Consider the following 21,108-nt stretch of genomic DNA (forward strand, 5'->3'; position numbering starts at 1 on the left):
GTTTGGCCATGAGGTGCGACTGATGCAGCCAAGCTACGTGAAGGGCTATGTGAAACGGGGTAAAACCGATGCTGCCGATGCCGAGGCGATCTGCGAAGCCGTGTCGCGCCCGTCCATGCGATTTGTTCCCGTGAAGAGTGAGGACACGCAGGCATTACTGATGACCCATAAGGCGCGGGAATTTCTGGTGCGTCAGCAGACCCAGATTGTGAACGCCATGCGTGCGCATCTGGGTGAGTTCGGGATTGTCGTGCCAAAGGGCATCCACAATGTCGAGCGTCTGATTATTGCTTGTGAGCAGGCGAACCTGCCCGCACCGGCGCATAAGGCCCTGAGCCTGCTCGCTGATCAACTGGTCGATACACAGAAGAAGATCGAGGCCCTGACAGCAGACATTCGCGCAGACGCCAAGGCCAATGACGCCGCGCAGCGTCTGCAGACGATCCCAGGCATCGGGCCAATCACCGCAAGTGCCCTCGTCTCCGCACTGCCCCACATCGCCGAGTTCAAGTCGGGCAGAGACCTGTCCGCATGGTTGGGACTGACGCCAAGGCCGCATTCGACGGGCGGCAAGGAACGGTTGGGGCGCATTTCCAAGATGGGCAACAGATACCTGCGCAGGCTCCTGTATCTGGGCGCCATTGCACAAATCAGCGCACGCCGACGGGGCGAGGCAGGGGAAGACTGGTTGTGGAAGATCATCATCCGCAAGAAGCCCAAACAGGCCGCGATCGCCCTGGCCAACCGCATGGCGCGCACGGCATATGCGCTGATGAAGAACAAGACCGAATTCCGGGCGGCGCAAGCCGCCTGACCAAGACAGGGGCACAACCCCTACCAAGAAGGCAAGTGCGTCGCGCCAGAGGCGCGCCCTGCATGAGTGGCACGCCTTCGGTGTGACGAGATGATGGCAAATGACGGACATATCGCCAAGGACACCCTGTTCGGACCGGAGCGCCTTGCAGCGCGTGCCATTGATTGGGACCAGATCGACCGCGGACTTTCATCAGGGCGCGCAGCCAATGTGCTGCAACTCAGACGCCGTATACATGGCCGCAACCGAAGCCACGCCAGCATCACCCGAAAAGCCCTTGCCCCGCGGGAGCCATCCATACATGTGCGCATGCGCGATGATGAGAGAACCAAGGCCTATGCTACGAGACGAACGGCGGAGGGAAAAAGCCGACGCGAAATCGTACGCTGCATTAAACGCTACATCGTATGCAAAATATACCGTGCCCTCTGCGCCCCACCGACCCTCGCTCCTGTCGCTTGACAAATATAGGAGCATCAATGCCTTGGCCGAATGTGTCATCCATTCCGGGGCTTACGCGGCCCCACTGGGGCCACGGCCCCCTCCATATGTTCAAGACTGAGATCATCAAGTTTCTCGGCCCATGGAAATCGGTCGGCTAAGTCAATTGGGAAACTCTCAAGTGGATCCACTGGTATAACAAGATACGCCTGCACAGCGCCATCGGATACATCACACCGAACGAAGCAGAGGGGGCGTGTCTCATGCAAACCTGAACACACTCGATATGGTCGCCTGAAAAATGAATAAATCACCCTCCGGTAAACCCCGGGCGGTTCATTCGCAAGAATTTCCTCCCATGTTTTGCCTTTTTCGCGGCTTGCGAGAGCAAGCCCAAATGCTACCTGGTTCATTGTCAAAGTCTGTCGATTGGATTTCAACAAATCGTCCTGACAAAGAAACGTACTGGTCGTTGTTCACCTGAGCCCCCGATACACTTTAAGCGACAGTCTCAACGGCTTGAGCAGTAATCCATCTGAGTTCGCAGCTCGAAAGGACCTATCAAGCAGACTGGTGTATTGTGCCACAGTTGATCGTCCGGATTGGGGGAGGGCTCAGGTGACCCATCGGAGATGAGCCGACCGTCCGCAATGGGCTGATCGCGAATCGCTTGCTCTTAACTCATGTGGTCTTCTACCCGCCCCCGAAAATACCGCTCCACCCCGACCGCCAACACAAAGGCCGGAGCACCAAGTACCAGCACAGCCGCAGACACCGCCGCCACGACCACCATCGCCCCTGCATCAGCCCCCAGCACGATCACCACCGCCCAACTCGCCAGATACGCCACCCCGCACAGCCCCACCGCCCGGATCACCGGATCCGCAAGGCACGCCAGATCCCTTTGCATCCGCTCCACCGTCGCCAGCTGGTGCCGCAGCCATGCGTCGCTCTTCTCGATTTCTATCATCATTCTCTCAACAATTCGATTCAGGTGTGGACGTCGTCCATGGGGATTTCCTTCACCTCCAGGAACGACCGAGACCAGCGCGCGACGATCGCGCCGCGTTTCTCGCTTTTCAGGCGGATGCCGGTCACGCCAAGGTGGCGGTCCAGCGCAGTCTCGAACCCTTCCAGCGCCGCCAGGTCATGGCCCGGGCGCACCGCTTCGACCCCCAGCAGGATCCAGTTCAGGTCCACACCGAACTGGCGGTGCATATCGACCAGCGCCTCGACCGGGATCGAGCGTTTGCCGGTCTCGTAGCTCTGATAAGCGCGCTGCGACATCCCGAGGGCGTCAGCCATCCGGGCCTGCGACAGGCCAAGCTCGTTACGCGCGATCGCCATGCGCGCGCCGAGGCCGCCGAGGTAGGTATCCGGACGATTCACCATTCTGGACATCAAACAGCTTGCCACGACGCATGAACGCATATGAGCGCACGTTTGTGCGTTAACGCCTGCGTTCCACCATCGAACCACGGCAAGGCACCGCATTCAATGCGTTTTCATCCATTTGCAGGAAAGAAGAGGGGTTTGTCACAGGAAAAGCTGCTGTCGCCCAAGGAACTTGGTGCCCTTGTGGGGCTCAGCACGGCGCAGATTCGTGCCTTGATGAACGACGGGCGGCTCGAATTCGTCGAGATCACGCCCAAGACCCGCCTGCTGACCATGACCTGCTGGGAGCGGTTCCAGAAGCGCGCCACGAAGCTGCGCGGGGTCGAGAGGGAGAGGGATGGTTCGGTGTCGAGTGTAAATTGATCAGGGGGAGAGCCGATGGGCACGACCAATCTCAACATCAGCGTGATCGACAAACGCATGCTGAAACAATCCGAGGCCGCCAGCTACGCCGGCCTCGCCATCAAGCATTTCAAGGCAAGCTGCCCGGTGCGGCCCGTCGAGTTGGCGCGCGGCACGCCGCTGTGGGACCGGCGCGACATCGATCGCTGGATCGACACAATTAAGGCCGACCATGTCGAGATGACGCGCGACGACATTCTGGACCGGCTCTGATGACCCATGTGCGCGTCAAAGGGTTCAAGATATTCAAGGATCGCCACGGCCGGATGCGCTGCTACCACCGCGCGACGGGCCACAAGATCGATCTGAGCGAGGCGCCGCTGGGGTCGGCCGAATTTCTGGCGCAATGCGAGACGATCCGCGCCATCGCCGTGGCGCAGAAGGAAAAGGGCCCCCGCGCGGGCACCTTGGGCGGGCTGATCAAGGGCTATTTCGAGACCGGGCATTTCGCCAATCTGGCCGAGGCCACGCGCCGCGATTACCGCAAATGCGCGAGTTTCGTTGCCCCGATCCGCGACACGCCGGTCCATGTGATCGACACGCCGCTGATCGCGGGCATCCATGACAAGGCCGCGAAGAAGCTGGGCTGGCGGCGCGCCAACATGGTGCGCACCCTGCTGAGTGAGGTGTTCCGCCATGCCATCCCCAAGGGGCTGATCGACGCCAACTATGCCAAGGACGTGATCCCCAAGCGTCGCCCGCGCGACCGCGCCTATGCCAACCGCCCCTGGACGATCGAGGAGCGCGACATCGCCCTGTCCCGCGCCAAACCGCATGTGCGGGTGGCGCTTGCGTTGATGATGAATACCGGGCTCGACCCGTCGGACGCCCTGAGGCTGCGCAAGGACCAGATCGACGGTGATACGATCTGGGGCGTGCGCGGGAAGACGGGGGAAGAGATGGCGATTCCCGTCAGCCCGACCTTGCAGGCCGCCCTCGACAGCATCCCCGCGCATGAGGCGGCTACCGTGCTGGCCAGTTCACTGGGCGCGGCCTGGACCTACGACGTCTTTTCGTCCGTCTGGCACCGTTTCAAGACCGGGCTGGCGCAGGAAGGGGTGATCGCGCCCCGCCTCACGCTCAAGGGCCTGCGTCACACAGTTGCTACGACGCTGCGCGAGGCGGGGCTTGATGAGCGGTGCATCGCGGACCTGCTGGGGCAGAAAACACCGTCCATGGCGCGGCACTATTCGCGGTCGGCGAACCTTGCCGACAAGAACCGCGAGACGCTGGCGACGCTGGAAAAAGAGAACGCAAGGCGGGCGAAGATTGTCAAACCTGTCCCCGAAAAGCGTCAAACCCGATCCGAGTAAGGACCAAACATGACCACAAAACCAAACTATTTCAGCTTGTTAAATGGTGCCCGGGGGCGGAATCGAACCACCGACACGAGGATTTTCAATCCACTGCTCTACCCCTGAGCTACCCGGGCACGGGTGTGTGAAGATCACACGAATGCGACATCTTCGCATTGGGTGCGCGCTTCATATGTCAGGGAATTCACGCTGTCCAGAGGGTTGTTGAAAAAACGCGCGGATAATCACCTGGAAAAATTCCGGGGCCTGTCGGGCAGGTCCATATCGGGCAATTCCTCGACCTCTGGTCCGGGGATGGCATATCCGCCACCCAGCCATAGTGCCAGATCTGCATCTGCGCAGCGCTGCGAACAAAACGGCTTAAGCGCTTGTGTCGCCTTGCGCTTGCAGATCGGGCAGCGTGCTAAAGACATGCTGACAATGCCACGCGGTCGCGCTTGCGCGTCAGTTCGAAATTGCCAAGCGGCGTCCAGCCCGCCAGAACAGTATCGCGCCCGTCACGCCGGAAAGCCGCTTGCAGGGATTGTTCCAGAACCTGCCTGTCCTTTTTGGCGCAGGGGGCGAAATCAATCACGACCTGCCCGCCCAGACCGCGCAGGCGCAACTGTCGGGGCAGTTCACGCACACAGGCGATATTCGCCTTCAGCCCGGCAGCGGGGCTGGTGTCGGGGCCAGTGTTGACATCGACCGTCACGAAGGCGCGCGTCACCTCGATATGCATATGTGCGCCCCCGGGCAGGGGCACATGGGCGCGTTGCAGGCTGTCCACGGCCTCGGTTACGTTGTGGCGCTGAAAGCTGCCTGCGGCATCGTCCAGCGTGTCGGGCATGGCCCAGTCCCGCCAGGCGGCCATATGCGGGCCAACGGCTGCGACCAGGCATTCGGGCGGGCCTGCGTGATCGGCCAGCACCTGTTGCGCCAGGCCGCGCATCTGGGCAATATCCTCGAGGATGGTCTGATCATCGGCATCCGCGCAGGCCGAGCGCAGAATAAGGCCCATTCCGGTTTCCGCCCCTGCCATTGCGCTTTGCGCAAGGTCTGTCATAACGGCGCGGATTTCATCATCGACTATCTGGCGGGAAATGTTCAGTCCCGGCGCGTCGGGGGTCACAATCGCATAGCGGCTTTTGAACAGCAGGCGCGTTGTCACGGGAATAGCCTTGCCCTGTTCGGCCAGTCCCGACACCTGAACCAGAACCCCGTCACCGGGGCGCAGGCCCTTGGTCTGGCGCAGAAAGCCACGCTGCCCATCCGGCAAATCCACAAACGCGCCGCCCAACCCCTTGACGGGGCGGCCCATCTTGCCGCGCAGAATGGTTTCCGGTGCCAGCACCCCATCAGGCAGCGCCACAAATATATCTTCCAGTTGCCCGTCAATCATCAGGGCGGCGGCTTCCTTGCCGCCGATCTGGTCAAGGGCAATTACACTGCCTTTCATGCGTCCCCCTTGGCGTCATAGCCTGCCGCGCGCAACAAGGTCACGGTTTCTACCGCGGGCAGCCCCATAACACCCGTATAGGACCCCGATATCCACGGGATGAACGCCCCGCCACGGCCCTGAATGGCATACCCGCCTGCCTTGCCCTGCCATTCGCCGGACGCAAGGTAGCCATTAAGTTCATCATCGGACAGGCGTTTCATCTTCACACTGGTGACTTGTGTGCGCAACCAATGGCGGTCACCGCGCCGCAGCGCCACAGCGGTAATCACACTATGGCGCCGTCCGCCAAGTTTCAGCAGGAATTCGGCCGCCTGTGCAGCATCGCGCGGCTTGCCCAGAATGCGGCGGCCAAGCGCCACTGTGGTATCGGCGCACAGCACAATATCATCAGGATCGGCCGGAATTGCATCCAGTTTGGCGCGCGTGACCCGTTCACAATAGGGGCGCGGCAATTCCTGGCGATGCGGGGTTTCGTCAATATCTGCCGCGGTTATCGCGTCGGGCACAATGCCAAGCTGTGCCAGAATTTCACGCCGCCGCGGACTTGCAGACCCAAGAATAAGGCGCATGCCTTATTTGAAACGGTAGTTGATACGACCCTTGGTCAGGTCATAAGGGGTCATTTCGACTTGAACCTTGTCGCCGACCAGAACACGGATGCGGTTCTTGCGCATCTTGCCTGCCATATGTGCGTTGATCTCATGGCCGTTTTCCAGCTCGACCCGAAACGTCGCATTTGGCAGGAGCTCCTTCACGACGCCTGGAAATTCGAGCAGTTCTTCCTTGGCCATGGTGACTCCGTACTTAAAGACAGCGCAGAATTGCGCGTCGCTTAAATGATCCCAATTCGGGCCTTTTTCAAGCGCTATATGGCGGTTTGACCACTTCTATTGCGGCAAGAAGGCGGTTTTTCTGTTCTTTCCAGTGCGCGTGGTTCAAAACAGCGCCGTCGCGGCGCACCCGTGCAACAGCGGCCGGTTCAATTTGCGCGCATGCCCAGCCGGGCTGGTTCAGCGCCGTTTGCGCCAGTATTCCGGTTTCGGGGAAACCCAGATCGGGCGGACCATAGACCGCCGCCGCGCCAGTGTTCATGTCCACGGCAGGGCACCACGGGGCCGCGCCCACTGTTGGCGCATGCACCACAATGCACTGGTTTTCCAGCGCACGCGCCATCGCGCCCACCTTCACGCGCGTATATCCCGCCAGTGTTTCGGTGCAGGACGGGGCCAGCAGAATTTCAGCGCCCGCCTCCGCCAAGGCGCGCGCCAGAAGGGGGAATTCACTGTCATAACAGGTGATGATGCCGATTTTCCCCAAGGCCGTGTCGAACACCCGAAGCCCCTGCCCCGGCGCAATGTCCCAGTTTTCGCGTTCAAACCGCGTCATGATTTGCTTGTCCTGATGGCCGATGACCCCATCAGGCCCATACAGAACCGCCCGGTTGACCGGGCGCGCCCCCCCTGCCATGGCCGGGCCACTGCCCCCAAGGATATGCACACCATGCGCGGCGGCCAAACGGCAATGCAGGTCGGTAACCGCCGCGTGGTGGGACATGACCTGATGCAGCGCCGCCTCCAGATCGGCGGCCACGGCTGCGCCCCCAAGGCTGGCCAGTTCCATGGCCGCATATTCCGGGAAAACCAGCAAATCCGCGCCTTGGGCCACGGCCCGCGCAACCCAGTCCGTCAGCTTGCGGTCATAGGCGGCCCAATCAGGCAAAAAATCCAGCGGATAGGCGGCGGCGGCTATTTTCATAGGTGTTTCATCCAGAATTGCAGGGGTTTGGCGCTTTCGCCCGGTTCCCCGACATCGCGCCAGTGGAACTGCGCAACGACCCCGGCCAAGGGGGCATAGCCACGCTTGCGCCAGAAGCTGTCCAGCGGGGTATAGCCAGCGGGGCGCGCGGGGTGGTCATGGGGCCGCATCACACTGCAAAACGCCGCGTGCCCGAACCCGTGGGCGCGCGCATGCGCTTCGCGCAGGTCAAAGAAACGGTGCCCCGCCCCCTGCCCGCGATATTGCGCCAACAATACCGATTCCGCACAATAGAAGATTTGCGACATGTCCTGTGCACCCTCCGCGAAGGCCGCCGCAAATTCCGCATCCGCATCCGCCATGGGCAGGCCAGTTGCCGCGCCCACCAATGCGTCCCCGTCAAAGGCCGCAACCACAACAGCGCGCGGATTGTCCCGATACACGCGCAAATAGCTGCGTTCATAGTCCAGATCGCCATCGTATAGATATGGCCAGTCACGGAACACCCTGATCCGCAACGCTGCCAGACCATCAATGACCGGATCGATATCGGCCGCCGACAAGGCCGCAAACCGAAGGCTCATGCCGAAACCTGTGCAATCCAGTCCTGAAGGTTGTAATAGGTCGTGATGCGCGTGATTTTGTCGCCTTTCAGCGCAAAAAACGACCCCGCAGGCAGAACATATGTCTGCCCTGTGGCCGCTGGAAGGCCCGGATCAGTTTGCAGGTATTCCCCATGCACCGTGAATTCCGCCGCTGCGCGCGTGCCGTGGTCATTGACGAAAATCACCATATCGCGCAGCTGTTCGCGGTAGCTGACACCCATATGCGCGCAGAATTCGGCAAACAACGCGCGGCCCTTGCGCATCTCGCCTTGATTGACGAAATGTTCCACATCATCGCTGACCAATGCCAGCATGGTGTCAGTGTCGCCTGTGTTGAAGGCTTCGAAATAGCGGTTGATGATTTCCCGGCTCATGGGGTTACCTTTCCGTTGGCGGGCCGAATCTGGCCAGCAAGCGTTCCTTGATCTGGTCGCGGGTCTGGCGGTAGGCGTCCAACTTTGCCTCTCGCGTTTCACCAAGGCCAGAGGGGTCCATGATCGGCCAGTATTCCACATCGATATGGGCAAAGCGCGTCAATTCCAACGCCTGTCGCTGGCTGGCGGGCGACAGCGCAACAATCAGGTCGAACCCGCCCAGATCATCGCCCCATTCAATCATTTCATCAAAAGACCGCGCGCGGTGGTGGTCCAGTTCAACCCCGTCTTCCGCACTGACGGCAATGGAAAATCCGTCAATATCACGGTCACTTTTCACCCCTGCGGATTGCACATAGGCACGCTGCCCGTACATTTTTTTCATCAACCCTTCTGCGATGGGCGAACGCACAGAATTGTGGTCGCAACAAAACAATATCGAAGAAGGAATGCAATGCACCATTCAGCCCCCGAAATGCAAAACGCAAACCAGGGTGAACAGGCGGCGCGCGGTCGGGGTGTCCATCTGGGCCTTGCCTTCAAGGCGTTCTTGCAAAATGCGCGCGCCTTCGTTGTGGATGCCGCGCCGCGCCATGTCGATGGCTTCTATCTGGCTGGGCGGCAGGCGTTTGACCGCATCGAAATAGCTGCCGCAAATCTGGTAGTAATCCTTGACCACCTGCCGGAACGGCCCAAGCGACAATTGCAATTCGCCGACCTGTGCGCCGCTTTCGTTCTTGATGTCGATGACAAGCCGCCGCTCACGAATACCAAGCCGCATGACAAAAGGGCCTTCTGGCGCGTCCTTGCCATCGCGGGCAATCAGCGCAAAGCTGTTGTCTTCCAGCAGGTCGAACACTGCAACCTTGCGTTCCTGCTCCACCTCTGGTGTAGGGGTGGGCAATCCGCAATCGTCAATATCTATCTGGCAAATCCGGCTCATCATCGCTCTTTACACTGGGGCATGCCAAATAAATGCCCCGTCCCGACGCCATGTGCAAGACGCTAAACCGGCTGCGGGGCCGACATGCCCATGATTGTGCGGCCTGAAATATGCGCGGGCGCACAGCGCCCCGCTGTGGCGTTCAGCTATGTTTTCGCAGTGGCGCAGAACATGTCATAGACAACTTCGATAATGCGCGCGGCGCGCTGGTCGTGCAGCGAGTAATAGATAGTCTTGCCCTCGCGGCGGCACGCCACCAACCCTTCCAGCCGCAACCGCGCCAATTGCTGGCTGACGGCAGCCTGACGCGATTGCAAAAGCTGTTCCAGTTCCGTCACCGATTTTTCGCCAGAAGACAGATGGCATAAAATCATCAGCCGCCCTTCGTGCGCCAGTGCCTTCAGGAAGCTTGACGCGGCCTGCGCCTGCTCATTCATATCCAAAGGGGCAACCCCCTCGGGGCTGTCATCGCGCATCTCAAGCAGATCATCTGCGATGGTGCTGTCAAGCTTCATGGCTCACCTCTAGGACCCCGGCAAAGGCTGGCCGGGCCGCAGCCGCACGCGATACTGCGCACAACAATTGCATTAAAACGAATATGTAGGGAATTTCCCGCCGAATGCAAGCAACACGGGCAAACATGCGCAATCCCTGCCCCCAAACAGCCGCGATTGCGCGAAATCGTGCCGCCGCCAAAAGAAAAGCGCCCGCCGAAACCTGTTCAGCGGGCGCCCCGGTTACATAAAGGCGGTCTTAGTCTTCGCGGGAATCGTCGTCATCCATACCGGCAGCGCCGATATCATCAAACAATTCCGAGATTTCGAATTCGGCAGCGGCTTCTTCTTCAGCAGCCAGTTCCTGAATCGATTTGCCCGATGCCTGCAGCGTGGCTTCTTCAACCGAACGGGCCACGTTCAACTGAATTGTCGCTTCCACTTCGGGGTGCAGCGACAATGTTGCCGCATGCAGACCAAGCGATTTGATCGGCGTGGGAATGACAACCTGACGGCGCTCAATGGTAACACCGGCTTCGGCCAACAGCTCGGTCACGTCGCGCGGGCTAACCGAACCATACAGCGCACCGCCATCAGACGCCTGACGGATTACGACATAGGTTTCGCCATCCAGACGCTCGGCCACGGCCTGCGCTTCCTTGCGGGTTTCAAGGTTCTGGACTTCCAGTTCCGCCTTGCGGGACTCGAAGGATTTGATGTTGTCATCAGACGCACGAAGCGCCTTGCCTTGCGGCAACAGATAGTTACGCGCGTAACCGGGCTTGACGTTCACAACGTCGCCCATCTGGCCCAGCTTGGCCACGCGTTCAAGAAGGATCACTTGCATGTCTCGTTCTCCTTATTTCACTGCGTAAGGCAGAAGTGCCAGGAAGCGGGCGCGCTTGATGGCACGGGCCAATTCACGCTGTTTCTTTGCAGAAACGGCGGTAATGCGCGATGGGACGATCTTGCCGCGCTCGGAAATGTAGCGCTGAAGCAGGCGTGTGTCCTTGTAGTCGATCTTGGGCGCATTCTCACCAGAGAAGGGGCACACTTTGCGACGGCGGAAAAATGGTTTTGCAGCCATGTCTTATACTCCTACTGAATCAGGACGCACGACGGCGCGGTTCGCGCTCGTCACGTTTCTGCATCTGGGCAGAAGGCCCTTCTTCATGGGCGTCGACCTTGACTGTCAGAACCCGCATCACGTCATCATGCAAACGCATCAGACGTTCCATTTCCTGCACGGCGCTGGCAGGCGCATCGGTGCGCAGGAAGGCATAATGCCCTTTGCGGTTCTTGTTGATCTTGTAGGCCATCGTCTTGACGCCCCAATACTCGTGTTCCACGAGTTTTCCGCCATTATCGGCCAGAATTGCGCCAAAATGTTCGATCAGCGCTTCGGCCTGTGTGTTCGACAGATCCTGACGCGCGATCATGACATGCTCGTATAGCGGCATGCGATCTCCAATCATATATGTGGTGCATTTCAAAAGGCGGGCCATCTTTCCACCCCCACCTACGAGAGCTGCACCGGTTCCATTGCTCGTGGAAAGACTGGGTTGCCTTACGGCAGTTGGTCTGGCCATGCAAGGGGCATTCACCCGCACGACAGCGCAAAGACCGCATGTATTGGCGCTAACGCAGATTGCGCCGCTTGCCATATGGTCGAAGTTTCCGCATAACCGGATGTAACGGTTTGCAAACAAGAGGGGTCCATCATGGCTCATACTACACCCTTGGTCACAGCACTTGGCGGCAATGACACCATTGCGCGCAAGGTGGCGATGGTTCTGTTCGGTTCGGTTCTGGTGGCCATGTCCGCACAGATCAGCGTGCCGATGTTTCCGGTGCCCATGACCCTTCAGACACTTGTCATCTCGCTGATCGGGCTGACCTATGGCGCGCGTCTGGCGGCGGCAACACTGGTCACCTATCTGGCACAGGGCGCGATGGGCTTTCCGGTGTTTGCGGGTGGCGCAGCCGGAGCCGTGCATCTGGTTGGTCCCACAGGCGGGTTTCTGCTGGGGTTTGTCGCCATGGCATGGCTGACAGGTTTTCTGGTGGAACGCGGCATGAACCGTGGTTTCGCGCGCCTGTTCCTTGCCGCGCTGATTCCCGCGCTGTTGCTGTTCATCCCCGGCGTGTTGTGGCTGTGGACCATCACCCCGCTTGACCTTGAAGCGGCCTTCATGGCGGGCGCGCTGCCGTTCCAGTTGGGCGGTGTCGTGAAATCGGCAGTGGCTGCGCTGATTGCCACAGGGGCCTGGGCAGCGCTGAAATCGCGCGTTGGCTAAGCTAATGCCAAAAAACACAAAAGGCGGGCCATGTGCCCGCCTTTTTTATACCGAACTTGGCCTTTTGCGGACAGTCGCGCTTGGATCAAGCCCGCACCAGCGGCGGGCCGGGGTCTGCCGGTCCCACGCTACAGAAATTCACTTTATGCAGGCGGCATACTCCTGAGTTGAAAGGCTTGGCATGTCGCTGGCGAAATCGGCAGGCCGCGGGACGGCCCGCCGATGGCGCGGGCCACCTGCGGCCTTTGCTCCGCACCTTGGGCATTCCCAATGTCTGCAAAAGGCCAAATCCACCCCGCATCCCGGCGCCCTGCCCTAATTCCGATGCAGTTCGGACAACGCCGCTTCGCATAACCCGAAGTCCAGCCACTGGCACCCTGCGCATAAATCGCGCAATGACCCCGGCGGGACATGCGCACGGATACGCAATTGCACCTCGGCCCAGGTCAGGCACTGGCCAGGTTGAAGCCCCAATGCCTGCGCATGGCGCGCATCCAATGCAGCGATCTGCGCGGCCTTCGCGCAGGACTGGCCGCGCCGGTGCGGGCAAGGCGCGCAAATGCTGTCGGCCTGCGCGGTTACGGCAATGCGCGTGTTCCCGCCATCAGGACCGCGCAATTGCGCAACCACACCGGCCATGTTTTGCGTGAACCTGTCCGAATACCCTTTGCCCTGAAACCCCAGCGCACACAGAAAATGATGCGGGCGAAACTGGACAGGCCTGGTCATTCCGCCGCTTTAGGGATGAACCCGCGTTCAATCATGTCTTGCGGTGCCACCGGGTATTCGCCTGAAAAACATGCATCGCAATATTGCGGGCAGGATGTGTTGCGCCCGTCTGGTTCGCCTGCTGCACGATACAACCCGTCCAGCGACACAAACCGCAGACTGTCCACCCCGATATGGTCGCGCATTTCGTCTTCGGTCATGGTGGCCGCCAGCAATTTTTCGCGTTCCGGCGTATCGACCCCGTAAAAACACGGCCAAGCTGTGGGCGGCGATGCGATGCGGAAATGCACCTCGGCCGCGCCCGCTTCAAGGATCATTTCCTTGATCTTCTGGCTGGTGGTGCCACGCACCACCGAATCATCCACCAGAATGATGCGCTTGCCACGGATCAGCGCGCGGTTGACATTCAGCTTCAACCGCACCCCCATGGACCGGATCTGTTGCGACGGCTCAATGAAGGTGCGCCCCATATACTGGTTGCGCGTGATCCCCAATGCAAAAGGTATGCCCGATTCCTGACTGTAACCAATGGCCGCAGGCGTGCCGCTATCGGGCACGGGGCAAACCATGTCAGCGTCAACCGGCGCTTCACGCGCCAGTTCAACCCCGATCTGGCGGCGTGTTTCATAAACCGACCTGCCCGCAAAGAAACTGTCAGGCCGCGAGAAATAGACATGTTCAAAGATACAAAAGCGTGGCTTTTTCAGGCCGAAAGGGCGCATGCTTTCCACGCCCTTGGCGCTGATGACAACCATTTCGCCGGGGTCAATCTCGCGTTCGAATTCCGCGCCGATAATGTCCAGCGCGCAGGTTTCCGATGCCAGCACCCAGCCATTGGCCAAACGCCCCAGCACCAGCGGGCGCACGCCCAGCGGATCGCGTACCCCGATAAGTTTGGTGCGCGTCATCGCCACAATGGAAAACGCCCCTTCGGCACGGCGCAGCGCGTCCTTCATGCGTTCGGGAATCGTTTTCTGGAACGACCGCGCCATCAGGTGGATCAGGCATTCGCTGTCGGAACTGGACTGGAAAATCGACCCGCGTTCGATCAGTTCGCGGCGGATGCTTTCGGCATTGGTGATATTGCCATTATGCGCAAGCGCCGCCCCCCCCATGGCAAATTCGCCAAAGAAGGGCTGGACATCACGAATCTGTGTGGCCCCTTTGGAACCGGCGGTGGAATAGCGCACATGCCCTATCCCAATCGATCCCGGCAGCCCTTCGATCACGCCAGACTTGGTGAAATTGTCGCGCACAAGGCCGAATCTGTGGGCAGAGTGAAAGCCCGATTCGGGGTGATGGGTGATGATCCCGCCAGCTTCCTGCCCCCTGTGCTGCAAGGCATGAAGTCCAAGGGCCACGAAATTTGCGGCATCTTCCAGACCGATGCAACCAAACACACCGCATTCTTCGCGTAGCTTGTCATCATCGAAAGGGTGGCTGAGCATGGGCGCATGTGCTCCTGTCTGCTATGTCGCGCACCCTCTATCGTATCGGGGGGGGACTGTCACGCCTTGATGCACAAAAGCCGCCCCCGAAATGGCACGCGCGCCCCGTTTACGGGCATGTGGCCACCAGTTCCGGTCATTGCGAACCAGAGTGTTGCACGCAGGCTGCGCCGTGGCAACGCCTTGGCTGTTCCGCGACACCGCGCCATTTCGGGGGCCATTCGTCGCGTGGGTGGCCTCAGCCAGACAGATACTTGTTTCGAAAAGCATGCGCGTAGCAAAGGTATCGCCGCCTTGCGTTGCGCAGGAAAAACAGCAAATTCTTTGGGGGTCTGGGGCGCGGCAGCGACAGTTCGGATTTCACTGCATCAATGTCACTGGCAAATGTGGCCTGCGTTATCAGCGGCATTGCCAGCGCGAAACCTGTTCCCTTGCGCGAAAAAAGGCTTCGAAAGAAGATATCAACCGGCGCATGGATTTCTGACCCGTACTCAAGAAACGCGCGGGCCCCTTTTCTGGACCAAAGCAGACCGATGGCAGAAATCGGAAAGTAGAAATTCTGTTCCAGCGCCCCGGCATCCGTATCCAGCACGCGGCGCGAATATCGCCTTTGGCGTCTGGCCAGATTGACAATATCCACATCCAGACCCGCCGTCTGGATGGCTGCGGGAATACTGTGAAACCATGCCGTGCACTGCGGGATGATCTGAAAATCATCCTCGAACACATAGCAATACTCATTATCTGTTTCCAGAAAATGCCTAAGGCAGTGCAGGTGACTTAGATAACATCCCACTTCGCCGCTGGTCAGCGGGCGACCAATGAAGGCGATGGCTTTCCCCTCATTATATTCCGGGAACTCCTGCGGTGCCTGGCAACGTGCATCCAGCGCCTTGACGAATTCATACGGTATACCTGCAGCGTCAAGCTGTCTGGCTGCGTGGTCCCGCCGCTGGCCGGAGCTTTCAAGATTGATCACATAAGCAACAAATTTCACCGTAACCCCTGATGTGAAAATAACTTATTACAAACTATACAACGGCCTTTGCCGAATTATTGCGCGCAAGGGCCACAGATCGTCGTGCAAGCCCCTGCGCGCAACCGTGCCATCAATTGCACACGGCGACCAGTTCTTCGTATTTTTGCACCAGCCAGTTCGGCGCATCATGGGGCACAGCATCATTCAGATTGCCCGACAATTGCCCGAACACCGCCGCAGACCGCGAATTTTCGACCATATCGACAGACCCCGCCGGAACGGCGCGGTCAAACACCAGAAGCGCAATCGCCACCAGCAGCACCCCGCGCGCCACCCCGAACAAAAAGCCCAGCGCCTGATCCAGCCCGCCCAGCGCGGAATTGCGCACGAAGGACGAAAACAGCGGCGTGAACAGCGATGCCAGCAACAGCGCCACAGCAAAAACCACCGCAAAGGCCGCAATCACAGACAATTCGCAACTGTCCCCCAGAAAGCCCCCCACAAAGGGAATTTCGCGCACCAAAGGTTGCGCCGCAGGGGCCAGCACATAGGCCAGCACTGCGGCCGCCACCCACCCCAGAATGGCCATCGCTTCGCGCATGAAACCGCGCGAATAGGCCAGAATGCCCGATACGATGATAATGACCGCAACACCGCCGTCGATAATCGTAAAGCCTTCCATGACTGTCTCCCTGTGGGCGCTTATGGATGGCCCTGACGTTTCTGTTCAGCCTGCGCCGAAGATCTGGCCGACCACCTCGGTCAGATCCGGCATTTGGCGCAATGTCATTTCGTCCACGCCCAATGGTTTTGCAAGTGTCGGCGCGATTGCTGCGCAGAAACCAAGTTTCTGCGCCTCTTTCAACCTGTTTTCGGTCTGACTGACGGGGCGCAGCGCCCCCGACAGGCTGATTTCCCCGAAAACCACTGTATCGGCGGGAAGGGCAATGTCTTCGCGCGCCGATAAAAGCGCGCAGGCCACCGCCAAGTCGGCGGCGGGTTCATGCACCCGCATCCCGCCTGCGACGTTCAAAAACACGTCCATTCCCGCAAACGGGATACCACAGCGCGCTTCCAGAACCGCCAGAATTGTGGACAGGCGCGCGGAATCCAGCCCCACAACCGTGCGGCGCGGGGTGCCAAGCGGGGATGGCGCGACCAATGCCTGAATTTCCGTCAGCATGGGGCGTGTGCCTTCAATCCCGGCAAAAACCACAGAACCGGGCGCTGGCGTGCCGCGTTCGGACAAGAACAATGCAGACGGGTTTGCCACTTCGGCCAGCCCCATACCTGTCATTTCGAACACGCCAATTTCATCAGCGGGGCCAAAGCGGTTCTTGACCGCGCGCAGAATGCGGAACTGGTGGCCCCGCTCGCCTTCGAAATACAGCACAGTGTCGACCATGTGTTCCACCACACGCGGGCCGGCAATCTGCCCTTCCTTCGTGACATGGCCCACAATGATGACCGACACGCCCCGCCGCTTGGCAAAGCTGACAAGTTCGTGAGCCGCCGCGCGCACCTGCGACACGGACCCCGGCGCGCTGTCCACACTGTCCAGCCACATGGTCTGAATCGAATCAATCACCACCAGATCGGGGCGTTCACTGTCCACGGTGGTCAGAATATCGCGCAGGTTGGTTTCCGCGCCCAATTTCACCGGCGCTTGTGACAGCCCAAGGCGCGCGGCGCGCAGCCGCACTTGCGCAGCCGCTTCCTCGCCCGAGATATACATGCAGGTCAGCCCCGAATTGGCGAAGGCCGCAACTGCCTGCAACAACAGCGTTGATTTGCCGATGCCGGGGTCCCCCCCCACCAGAATGGCCGACGCCGCAACCAGCCCGCCCCCCAGCACACGGTCAAGTTCCGCAATGCCAGATGTGCGGCGCGGCGGGGGCGCTTCGGAATCCGCCAGCGTGGACAGCGCAATCTGGCGCCCCTTGGTGGTGCGCGGGCCGGGACCGGCGGAAATGGGGGCTTCTTCAATGATGCAATTCCAGCCCCCGCAGGCATCGCAACGCCCCGCCCATTTGCGATGCGTTGCGCCACAGGCGGTGCAGGTGAACTGAGGAAGCGCTTTTGCCATGACCGCCGTTATTGCAGGGCCGGGCTAGTCGCGCAAGCCGCTGCTGACACGGTGCAGGCGCAGAACCGCCACTTCCGGCAGGGCATGGGTCAGGGTTTCAGCCAGATGCGCTTCGGTCTGGCGCGGGTCAGCTTCCGGGCGCAACTGCGCCAGCAATTCCACATGCAGGCCATCATCAAAATACCCCAGTCGCAGCGTGTCCAGGGCCATAACCATGGGGTGCGCCTGTGCGAGTGTCATAATCATGCCTTCCACTTCGGCGCGCAGGGGGGCCGCTTCGGCACCAAACCCTTCAAAATGGCCCGCAGGTTCCACATGGATGACCAGATCAGACAGCGCGTCAATGTCATCCAGCGCGCGCGAACGCGCCACTTCGGCAATGCGGTGTCCTTCGGTGACGCTGATCTGGGGGTCCACCATCACTGACACATCGGCCAGTGTTTGCGCGCCATGCCTGCGCATGCGCAGATCGCGCAACCCTTCGACGCCGGGGGTGGCGGTCAGCTTGCGTTCCAGTGCATGGCGCAAATCATCCGGGGCCTGCGTGTCCACCAGTTCGGCAGCCGCAGTTTTGCCAAACCCCCACCCCGCATGCAACAGCATCAGCGCAATGATGATTGCCGCCAGCGGGTCCCCCCAACCAAGGCCGAATTGCGCGGCCCCAATGCCCACCAGCGCCACCACCGACGACAGCGCGTCGGTGCGGTGGTGCCAGGCATTGGCTTCCAGCAGCGCCGACCCGGTCGCCCGCCCCACCCGCAAGGTGTAGTGGTACAACGCTTCTTTCACAACGATGGACAACCCCACAACCAGCAGCGCCACTGCGCCGGGCGCAACTTGCGCAGCGCCTGACAGCCTGCCCGCCGCATCCCAGATGACCGCTGCGCCAGTCAGCGCCAGCACAGCCGCAAGCGCCAGCGTCGCCAATGTCTCAAACCGTCCATGGCCATAGGGGTGGTCTGCATCCGGGGCGCGCGCGGAATGGCGCAAGGCCCAAAGAACCATGATATCCGACGCCATATCCCCAAGCGAATGAAACCCGTCCGCAACCAGTGCGGGGCTGGCCATTGCAACGCCTGCAATAATTTTCAGGACGGACAGAACAAGGTTGATTGCAGCCCCCGCCAGTGTGACACGGGTTTTGGCCTTGGTGTGGCTGGGGCTGGTCATGGGCATCAATCCGGCAAGACGCATCAGGGGCGCGCGCTTTAGACCATCATATCGGGCCTGACAATCCTGTGGCAAGCTGGAATGCAGGCGTCAGCACACGCACCATGCAAGGCCAGTCAGGCAAATACCCCGTCATCGCGTGTCACCTCGGTCATAAGCCAATCCCGAAAGGCGCGCACGGCCGCGCCCTGACGGCCCTGTTCAGGGGTCATCAGCCAATACCCCGCCCCATTCCCCCAATCCGGCCCAAGCGCGACCAAATCCCCTGCCGCCAATTCCCCGCGAAACAAAAAGGGCGGCAACAAGGCAATCCCCAGCCCAGCAATACAGGCTTGCGCCAGCGTGGCCAGATGTTCAAACACCATGTCAGGCGCGGGCGCGGGCGGCACATCCTGCGCAGCGGTCCAGCGGTCCCATTCCTGCGGCCGGGTGGTCAGCGCAAGGCGCGGCAGGCGCACAATATCAGGCGGTGGCGCATACCCGCCGCGCGGCGTCCCCGCCACAGCCGCCAGCGCGGGCGCCGCCATGGGCTGCACACGGTCGGCAAACAATTCCAGCGCATGCGCGCCCGGCCAGTCGGGCCGGCCTGCATGAACAGCGGCATCCACCCCTTCGGCCAACAAGTCAAACTGCCCGATGCGCGTCGTGAAATGCAGCGTGATTTCGGGATGCATGCGCAGGAAACCCGGTATACGCGGAATCAACCAGCGCGTCCCGAATGTGGGCAGAATGGCCAGCGTCAAGCGCCCCTTGTCCTGCGCACCCTGCACGGCCAGCGCAGCTTGCTGCAACTGCTGCAGCACCGAGTGCGCGGCGCTGGCGTAAACCTGCCCTTCGGCAGTGGGGGTGACAGACCGCTTGCCGCGCAGCAAAAGCGCCTGACCCAACTGCCCCTCCAGTGCCGCCACCTGCCGCGACACAGCCGATTGCGTCAGCGCCAGGTCCTGCGCAGCCGCAGTGAAACTGCCCAGCCGCACCACCGCGTCAAATGCCTGCAAGGATTGCATCGAAGGAAGAAACCGCCGAGAGATCATAATTTATTCCATTTTGGAATGCACATATGCAAGATAATCCATTTATATTTACAAAACCAGCGCGTATTGAATGCGTAATCGGAATAACAAACAGGACGAACACCATGCCCCTGGACAAGCCCGCCTTGAAAGCCACAGACGCCCCCGATCTGGGCAAATTCACTTGGGACGACGCGCTGCGACTGGAAAGCCAGCTGTCCGAGGATGAACGCATGCTGCGCGATGCGGCGCAGGATTTCGCGCAATCCACGCTTCAGCCGCGCGTGATTGCCGCCTACCGCGACGAACGCGCCGACCCCGAATTGTTCCGCCTGATGGGGGGCGCGGGCCTGTTGGGGGCCACCCTGCCCGAGGAATATGGCGGGCTTGGCGCGTCCTACGTCACCTATGGCCTGATCGCGCGCGAGATTGAGCGCGTGGATTCCGGCTATCGCTCCATGATGTCGGTGCAATCGTCCCTGGTGATCTACCCCATCTATGCCTACGGGTCGGAAGAACAGCGGCAAAAATACCTGCCCGGCCTGTGTTCGGGCGCGCTGATCGGGTGTTTCGGGCTGACCGAACCAGATGCAGGGTCCGACCCGGCAGGGATGAAAACCCGCGCCGAAAAAACCGCCAACGGCTACCGCCTGAGCGGTTCCAAGATGTGGATATCCAACAGCCCCTTTGCAGATGTGTTCGTGGTCTGGGCCAAATCTGACGCCCATGGCGGGCGCATTCGCGGCTTTGTGCTGGAAAAAGGCATGAAAGGGCTGTCCGCCCCCAAGATTGACGGCAAGCTGTCGCTGCGCGCATCCACCACGGGCGAAATTGTCATGGACGGGGTCGAGGTTGGCGAAGATGCCCTGCTGCCCCATGTCGAAGGGCTGAAAGGGCCGTTTGGCTGCCTGAACCGCGCGCGCTATGGCATTGCATGGGGGGTGATGGGCGCTGCGGAATTTTGCTGGCACGGCGCGCGCCAGTATGGGCTGGACCGCAAGCAATTCGACAAACCACTGGCGCAAACGCAACTGTTCCAGAAAAAACTGGCCGATATGCAGACCGAAATCGCCCTTGGCCTGCAAGCGGCGCTGCAGGTGGGGCGCCTGATGGATGCGGCCCAGGCTGCGCCAGAAATGATTTCCCTGATCAAGCGCAACAATTGCGGCAAGGCGCTGGACATTGCCCGCATGGCCCGCGACATGCACGGCGGCAATGGCATATCCGAGGAATATCAGGTCATCCGCCACATGATGAATCTGGAAACCGTGAACACATATGAAGGCACCCATGATGTGCATGCGCTGATCCTTGGGCGCGCACAGACCGGGCTTCAGGCATTTTTCTGAACCTTGCGCGGCATTTTGCGGAACTGGAAACGCCGGGCTGACGCCCGGCCTTTTCAG

Annotated in this window: 28 protein-coding genes, 1 tRNA gene and 1 pseudogene; 7 read left to right on the plus strand and 23 right to left on the minus strand. The window is 60.4% G+C overall.

The genetic code is table 11. From position 1 onward, the window contains the following. Both ACTZWY_RS17925 and ACTZWY_RS17930 read left to right on the plus strand, forming a co-directional pair. The coding region (locus ACTZWY_RS17925; RefSeq protein ID WP_444792081.1) for an IS110 family RNA-guided transposase at positions 1-814 on the plus strand (814 nt) is incomplete at its 5' end. Between the two features lie 602 nt (positions 815-1,416). After that, positions 1,417-1,530, plus strand: a pseudogene (locus ACTZWY_RS17930) (integrase core domain-containing protein); the annotation flags it as partial. 401 nt (positions 1,531-1,931) lie between these two features. Here the strand turns inward: ACTZWY_RS17930 and ACTZWY_RS17935 are convergent. Next, positions 1,932-2,165, minus strand: a complete 234-nt coding sequence (locus ACTZWY_RS17935; protein WP_444792082.1) for a hypothetical protein — start codon at positions 2,163-2,165, stop codon at positions 1,932-1,934. A gap of 80 nt (positions 2,166-2,245) precedes the next feature. Further along, on the minus strand, positions 2,246-2,647 hold the full coding sequence (locus ACTZWY_RS17940) for a helix-turn-helix domain-containing protein (protein WP_444792083.1): 402 nt from the start codon (positions 2,645-2,647) through the stop codon (positions 2,246-2,248). Between the two features lie 39 nt (positions 2,648-2,686). Here ACTZWY_RS17940 and ACTZWY_RS17945 point away from each other — a divergent pair, with 39 nt between their 5' ends. The 3 genes from ACTZWY_RS17945 to ACTZWY_RS17955 are packed head-to-tail and all read left to right on the plus strand — an operon-like array spanning position 2,687 to position 4,365. Next, complete coding sequence (locus ACTZWY_RS17945) at positions 2,687-3,013, plus strand: hypothetical protein (protein ID WP_444792084.1); 327 nt, start codon at positions 2,687-2,689, stop codon at positions 3,011-3,013. A gap of 15 nt (positions 3,014-3,028) precedes the next feature. After that, entirely contained in the window at positions 3,029-3,265 is a 237-nt protein-coding gene (locus ACTZWY_RS17950; protein WP_444792085.1) for a hypothetical protein, read from the plus strand. Beyond that, positions 3,265-4,365 carry a tyrosine-type recombinase/integrase gene (locus ACTZWY_RS17955; RefSeq protein WP_444792086.1) on the plus strand — a complete coding sequence of 367 codons (1,101 nt, stop codon included), beginning with the start codon at positions 3,265-3,267 and terminating at the stop codon, positions 4,363-4,365. Before ACTZWY_RS17950 ends, ACTZWY_RS17955 begins: the two co-directional genes overlap by 1 nt. A 44-nt stretch (positions 4,366-4,409) precedes the next feature. Here the strand turns inward: ACTZWY_RS17955 and ACTZWY_RS17960 are convergent. The 14 genes from ACTZWY_RS17960 to rpsF form a co-directional block, all read right to left on the minus strand. Further along, a tRNA-Phe gene (locus ACTZWY_RS17960) sits at positions 4,410-4,484 on the minus strand. 108 nt (positions 4,485-4,592) lie between these two features. Further along, a complete protein-coding gene (locus ACTZWY_RS17965) occupies positions 4,593-4,781 on the minus strand; it encodes a DNA gyrase inhibitor YacG (RefSeq protein ID WP_444792087.1) in 189 nt (62 codons plus the stop codon). Continuing rightward, positions 4,772-5,806, minus strand: coding sequence for a ribonuclease E/G (locus ACTZWY_RS17970; RefSeq protein ID WP_444792088.1), 1,035 nt, complete (start codon positions 5,804-5,806; stop codon positions 4,772-4,774). The genes ACTZWY_RS17965 and ACTZWY_RS17970 overlap by 10 nt, the downstream gene beginning before the upstream one ends. Beyond that, entirely contained in the window at positions 5,803-6,378 is a 576-nt protein-coding gene (locus ACTZWY_RS17975; RefSeq protein WP_444792089.1) for a Maf family protein, read from the minus strand. Before ACTZWY_RS17975 ends, ACTZWY_RS17970 begins: the two co-directional genes overlap by 4 nt. 3 nt (positions 6,379-6,381) lie before the next feature. After that, the gene (gene infA, locus ACTZWY_RS17980; protein ID WP_071470354.1) at positions 6,382-6,600 is read right to left on the minus strand and encodes a translation initiation factor IF-1; all 219 of its coding nucleotides are present in this window, start codon (positions 6,598-6,600) and stop codon (positions 6,382-6,384) included. A gap of 67 nt (positions 6,601-6,667) precedes the next feature. Beyond that, a complete protein-coding gene (locus ACTZWY_RS17985; protein WP_444792090.1) occupies positions 6,668-7,564 on the minus strand; it encodes a carbon-nitrogen hydrolase family protein in 897 nt (298 codons plus the stop codon). Then, a complete protein-coding gene (locus ACTZWY_RS17990; RefSeq protein WP_444792091.1) occupies positions 7,561-8,148 on the minus strand; it encodes a GNAT family N-acetyltransferase in 588 nt (195 codons plus the stop codon). Before ACTZWY_RS17990 ends, ACTZWY_RS17985 begins: the two co-directional genes overlap by 4 nt. Further along, positions 8,145-8,543, minus strand: coding sequence for a ketosteroid isomerase-related protein (locus ACTZWY_RS17995; protein ID WP_444792092.1), 399 nt, complete (start codon positions 8,541-8,543; stop codon positions 8,145-8,147). Before ACTZWY_RS17995 ends, ACTZWY_RS17990 begins: the two co-directional genes overlap by 4 nt. 4 nt (positions 8,544-8,547) lie before the next feature. Next, entirely contained in the window at positions 8,548-9,006 is a 459-nt protein-coding gene (locus ACTZWY_RS18000) for an arsenate-mycothiol transferase ArsC (RefSeq protein WP_444792093.1), read from the minus strand. Further along, positions 9,007-9,486, minus strand: coding sequence for a UPF0262 family protein (locus tag ACTZWY_RS18005; RefSeq protein ID WP_444792094.1), 480 nt, complete (start codon positions 9,484-9,486; stop codon positions 9,007-9,009). A 146-nt stretch (positions 9,487-9,632) separates the two neighbouring features. Beyond that, positions 9,633-10,001, minus strand: coding sequence for an ArsR/SmtB family transcription factor (locus ACTZWY_RS18010; protein WP_444792095.1), 369 nt, complete (start codon positions 9,999-10,001; stop codon positions 9,633-9,635). A gap of 238 nt (positions 10,002-10,239) precedes the next feature. Next, positions 10,240-10,827, minus strand: coding sequence for a 50S ribosomal protein L9 (rplI, locus tag ACTZWY_RS18015; RefSeq protein WP_444792096.1), 588 nt, complete (start codon positions 10,825-10,827; stop codon positions 10,240-10,242). 12 nt (positions 10,828-10,839) lie between these two features. Further along, complete coding sequence (gene rpsR, locus ACTZWY_RS18020) at positions 10,840-11,067, minus strand: 30S ribosomal protein S18 (protein ID WP_005608650.1); 228 nt, start codon at positions 11,065-11,067, stop codon at positions 10,840-10,842. A gap of 19 nt (positions 11,068-11,086) precedes the next feature. After that, positions 11,087-11,440: a 30S ribosomal protein S6 gene (gene rpsF, locus ACTZWY_RS18025; protein ID WP_444792097.1), complete on the minus strand. Its 354-nt coding sequence runs from the start codon at positions 11,438-11,440 to the stop codon at positions 11,087-11,089. Between the two features lie 261 nt (positions 11,441-11,701). On the opposite strand from rpsF, the gene ACTZWY_RS18030 reads away from it, so the two are divergent. Then, positions 11,702-12,277 carry a biotin transporter BioY gene (locus ACTZWY_RS18030; RefSeq protein WP_444792098.1) on the plus strand — a complete coding sequence of 192 codons (576 nt, stop codon included), beginning with the start codon at positions 11,702-11,704 and terminating at the stop codon, positions 12,275-12,277. A 315-nt stretch (positions 12,278-12,592) separates the two neighbouring features. Here the strand turns inward: ACTZWY_RS18030 and ACTZWY_RS18035 are convergent, their stop codons facing one another. The 7 genes from ACTZWY_RS18035 to ACTZWY_RS18065 form a co-directional block, all read right to left on the minus strand. Beyond that, positions 12,593-13,006 (minus strand): DUF1284 domain-containing protein, encoded by a 414-nt coding sequence (locus ACTZWY_RS18035; protein ID WP_444792099.1) that lies wholly within the window; start codon positions 13,004-13,006, stop codon positions 12,593-12,595. Further along, positions 13,003-14,454 carry an amidophosphoribosyltransferase gene (gene purF, locus ACTZWY_RS18040; RefSeq protein ID WP_444792100.1) on the minus strand — a complete coding sequence of 484 codons (1,452 nt, stop codon included), beginning with the start codon at positions 14,452-14,454 and terminating at the stop codon, positions 13,003-13,005. Before purF ends, ACTZWY_RS18035 begins: the two co-directional genes overlap by 4 nt. Before the next feature lie 238 nt (positions 14,455-14,692). After that, complete coding sequence (locus ACTZWY_RS18045; protein WP_444792101.1) at positions 14,693-15,451, minus strand: glycosyltransferase family 25 protein; 759 nt, start codon at positions 15,449-15,451, stop codon at positions 14,693-14,695. Positions 15,452-15,563: 112 nt separating this feature from the next. Further along, on the minus strand, positions 15,564-16,115 hold the full coding sequence (locus ACTZWY_RS18050; protein WP_444792102.1) for a CvpA family protein: 552 nt from the start codon (positions 16,113-16,115) through the stop codon (positions 15,564-15,566). Positions 16,116-16,160: 45 nt separating this feature from the next. Beyond that, on the minus strand, positions 16,161-17,519 hold the full coding sequence (gene radA, locus ACTZWY_RS18055; protein WP_444792103.1) for a DNA repair protein RadA: 1,359 nt from the start codon (positions 17,517-17,519) through the stop codon (positions 16,161-16,163). 24 nt (positions 17,520-17,543) lie between these two features. Beyond that, a complete protein-coding gene (locus ACTZWY_RS18060; RefSeq protein WP_444792104.1) occupies positions 17,544-18,689 on the minus strand; it encodes a cation diffusion facilitator family transporter in 1,146 nt (381 codons plus the stop codon). Between the two features lie 116 nt (positions 18,690-18,805). After that, positions 18,806-19,723, minus strand: a complete 918-nt coding sequence (locus ACTZWY_RS18065) for a LysR family transcriptional regulator (RefSeq protein WP_444792105.1) — start codon at positions 19,721-19,723, stop codon at positions 18,806-18,808. Between the two features lie 104 nt (positions 19,724-19,827). Between ACTZWY_RS18065 and ACTZWY_RS18070 the strand changes: the two genes are divergently transcribed. Beyond that, positions 19,828-21,051 carry an acyl-CoA dehydrogenase gene (locus ACTZWY_RS18070; RefSeq protein ID WP_444792106.1) on the plus strand — a complete coding sequence of 408 codons (1,224 nt, stop codon included), beginning with the start codon at positions 19,828-19,830 and terminating at the stop codon, positions 21,049-21,051. Positions 21,052-21,108 lie beyond the last annotated feature (57 nt).

The organism is Roseinatronobacter sp. NSM (assembly GCF_052379845.1).
GTDB lineage: Bacteria > Pseudomonadota > Alphaproteobacteria > Rhodobacterales > Rhodobacteraceae > Roseinatronobacter.

Bases quoted from the DNA above. Each gene is read 5' to 3' on its own strand.
- ACTZWY_RS18010 (WP_444792095.1), bottom strand. From the start codon at position 10,001: ATGAAGCTTGACAGCACCATCGCAGATGATCTGCTTGAGATGCGCGAT.
- ACTZWY_RS18030 (WP_444792098.1), top strand. From the start codon at position 11,702: ATGGCTCATACTACACCCTTGGTCACAGCACTTGGCGGCAATGACACC.
- rplI (WP_444792096.1), bottom strand. From the start codon at position 10,827: ATGCAAGTGATCCTTCTTGAACGCGTGGCCAAGCTGGGCCAGATGGGC.
- ACTZWY_RS17950 (WP_444792085.1), top strand. From the start codon at position 3,029: ATGGGCACGACCAATCTCAACATCAGCGTGATCGACAAACGCATGCTG.
- ACTZWY_RS18060 (WP_444792104.1), bottom strand. From the start codon at position 18,689: ATGACCAGCCCCAGCCACACCAAGGCCAAAACCCGTGTCACACTGGCG.
- ACTZWY_RS18000 (WP_444792093.1), bottom strand. From the start codon at position 9,006: ATGGTGCATTGCATTCCTTCTTCGATATTGTTTTGTTGCGACCACAAT.
- ACTZWY_RS17985 (WP_444792090.1), bottom strand. From the start codon at position 7,564: ATGAAAATAGCCGCCGCCGCCTATCCGCTGGATTTTTTGCCTGATTGG.
- ACTZWY_RS17975 (WP_444792089.1), bottom strand. From the start codon at position 6,378: ATGCGCCTTATTCTTGGGTCTGCAAGTCCGCGGCGGCGTGAAATTCTG.
- ACTZWY_RS18050 (WP_444792102.1), bottom strand. From the start codon at position 16,115: ATGGAAGGCTTTACGATTATCGACGGCGGTGTTGCGGTCATTATCATC.
- rpsF (WP_444792097.1), bottom strand. From the start codon at position 11,440: ATGCCGCTATACGAGCATGTCATGATCGCGCGTCAGGATCTGTCGAAC.
- purF (WP_444792100.1), bottom strand. From the start codon at position 14,454: ATGCTCAGCCACCCTTTCGATGATGACAAGCTACGCGAAGAATGCGGT.
- ACTZWY_RS17990 (WP_444792091.1), bottom strand. From the start codon at position 8,148: ATGAGCCTTCGGTTTGCGGCCTTGTCGGCGGCCGATATCGATCCGGTC.
- ACTZWY_RS18005 (WP_444792094.1), bottom strand. From the start codon at position 9,486: ATGAGCCGGATTTGCCAGATAGATATTGACGATTGCGGATTGCCCACC.
- ACTZWY_RS17970 (WP_444792088.1), bottom strand. From the start codon at position 5,806: ATGAAAGGCAGTGTAATTGCCCTTGACCAGATCGGCGGCAAGGAAGCC.
- ACTZWY_RS17940 (WP_444792083.1), bottom strand. From the start codon at position 2,647: ATGGTGAATCGTCCGGATACCTACCTCGGCGGCCTCGGCGCGCGCATG.
- infA (WP_071470354.1), bottom strand. From the start codon at position 6,600: ATGGCCAAGGAAGAACTGCTCGAATTTCCAGGCGTCGTGAAGGAGCTC.
- ACTZWY_RS17955 (WP_444792086.1), top strand. From the start codon at position 3,265: ATGACCCATGTGCGCGTCAAAGGGTTCAAGATATTCAAGGATCGCCAC.
- ACTZWY_RS17995 (WP_444792092.1), bottom strand. From the start codon at position 8,543: ATGAGCCGGGAAATCATCAACCGCTATTTCGAAGCCTTCAACACAGGC.
- rpsR (WP_005608650.1), bottom strand. From the start codon at position 11,067: ATGGCTGCAAAACCATTTTTCCGCCGTCGCAAAGTGTGCCCCTTCTCT.
- ACTZWY_RS17935 (WP_444792082.1), bottom strand. From the start codon at position 2,165: ATGCAAAGGGATCTGGCGTGCCTTGCGGATCCGGTGATCCGGGCGGTG.
- radA (WP_444792103.1), bottom strand. From the start codon at position 17,519: ATGGCAAAAGCGCTTCCTCAGTTCACCTGCACCGCCTGTGGCGCAACG.
- ACTZWY_RS18070 (WP_444792106.1), top strand. From the start codon at position 19,828: ATGCCCCTGGACAAGCCCGCCTTGAAAGCCACAGACGCCCCCGATCTG.
- ACTZWY_RS17945 (WP_444792084.1), top strand. From the start codon at position 2,687: ATGAGCGCACGTTTGTGCGTTAACGCCTGCGTTCCACCATCGAACCAC.
- ACTZWY_RS18065 (WP_444792105.1), bottom strand. From the start codon at position 19,723: ATGATCTCTCGGCGGTTTCTTCCTTCGATGCAATCCTTGCAGGCATTT.
- ACTZWY_RS17965 (WP_444792087.1), bottom strand. From the start codon at position 4,781: ATGTCTTTAGCACGCTGCCCGATCTGCAAGCGCAAGGCGACACAAGCG.
- ACTZWY_RS18035 (WP_444792099.1), bottom strand. From the start codon at position 13,006: ATGACCAGGCCTGTCCAGTTTCGCCCGCATCATTTTCTGTGTGCGCTG.